Here is a 1,469-nt window from a genome sequence, read left to right on the forward strand (position 1 = left end):
ACGCAGTTCTGCGCGTTGATCTGCAAGCGGTCGCTGCCGTCGTCGTTCTTCACGAACTCGTACACGGCCGCCGGGCAGAAGCGCGCCTCCGGCCCCGCATACGTGCGCAGGTTCACGTCGACGGGCACGCTCGCGTCTTTCAGCGTGAGATGCGACGGCTGGTTCTCTTCGTGATTCGTGTTCGAGATGAACACCGAGGAAAGCCGGTCGAACGTGAGCTTGCCGTCGGGTTTCGGGTAGGAGATCGGCTTGCATTGCGAAGCCGGTTTCAGCATTTCGTTGTCGCGATGCTGGTGATGCAGCGTCCACGGCACGTTGCCGCCCAGCAGCTTCTGCTCGATGCCCACCATCAGCGTGCCCAGATACAGGCCTTTGCTCATCCACTGCTTGAAATTGCGCGCCTTGTACAGCTCGGTGTAGAGCCACGACTGGCGGAACGCTTCCGGATAAGCCGTTAGTTCGTCCTGCTGACGACCGGCCTGCACCGCATCGAAAGCGGCTTCGGCCGCGAGCATGCCGGTCTTGATCGCCGCGTGCGAGCCCTTGATGCGCGAGACGTTGAGAAAGCCCGCGTCGTCGCCCACCAGCGCGCCGCCCGCGAACACGAGCTTCGGCAGCGACATCAGCCCGCCCGCCGTGATCGCGCGCGCGCCGTACGAAACGCGCTTGCCGCCTTCGAGATATTTGCGGATCTCGGGATGCGTCTTGTAGCGCTGGAATTCCTCGAACGGCGAAAGATACGGATTCTGGTAAGCAAGCCCGACGACAAAGCCGACCATCACCTGGTTGTTGTCGATGTGGTACAGGAACGAGCCGCCGTAGGTGTCGCTGTCGAGCGGCCAGCCGGCGGTGTGGATCACGAGGCCCGGCTGGTGCTTCGCCGGGTCGATCTCCCACAGCTCCTTGATGCCGATGCCGTAGACCTGCGGATCGGCGTCCCGGTCGAGCTTGAGCTTTTCGTTCAGTTGACGGCCCAGATGCCCGCGCGCGCCTTCGCAGAACAGCGTGTACTTCGCGTGCAGCTCCATGCCGAGCTGGAAGTTTTCCGTGGGCTCGCCGTCCTTGCCCACGCCCATGTTGCCGGTGGCGACGCCCTTCACCGCGCCGTTTTCGTCGAAGAGGATTTCGGCGGCGGGAAAGCCGGGGAAAATCTCCACGCCCAGCGCCTCGGCCTGCTGACCGAGCCAGCGCGTGACGTTCGCGAGGCTGATCACATAGTTGCCGTGGTTCTTGAAGTTGTCGGGCAGCGCCCAGTTCGGCACGGCCTTCGCGCCGGTTTCGGAGAGGAACAGGAACTTGTCCTCGGCCACGGGCACGTCGAGCGGCGCGCCTTTTTCCTTCCAGTCGGGAAAGAGTTCGGAGATGGCGCGCGGGTCCATGACCGCGCCCGAGAGGATATGCGCCCCGATTTCCGAGCCTTTTTCGAGCACGCACACGCCGATTTCGACGTTTTTCTCTGCTGCCAGCTG

The 1,469-nt window shown here is 63.4% G+C and carries 1 protein-coding gene; it reads right to left on the reverse strand.

All coding sequences use genetic code 11. The features are described from left to right. Nucleotides 1–1,469, reverse strand: a 1,469-nt coding sequence (locus U5805_RS31475; protein ID WP_322107390.1) for an electron transfer flavoprotein-ubiquinone oxidoreductase, incomplete at both ends; no start/stop codon positions are given.

Source organism: Paraburkholderia sp. J41 (genome assembly GCF_905220235.1).
GTDB lineage: Bacteria > Pseudomonadota > Gammaproteobacteria > Burkholderiales > Burkholderiaceae > Paraburkholderia.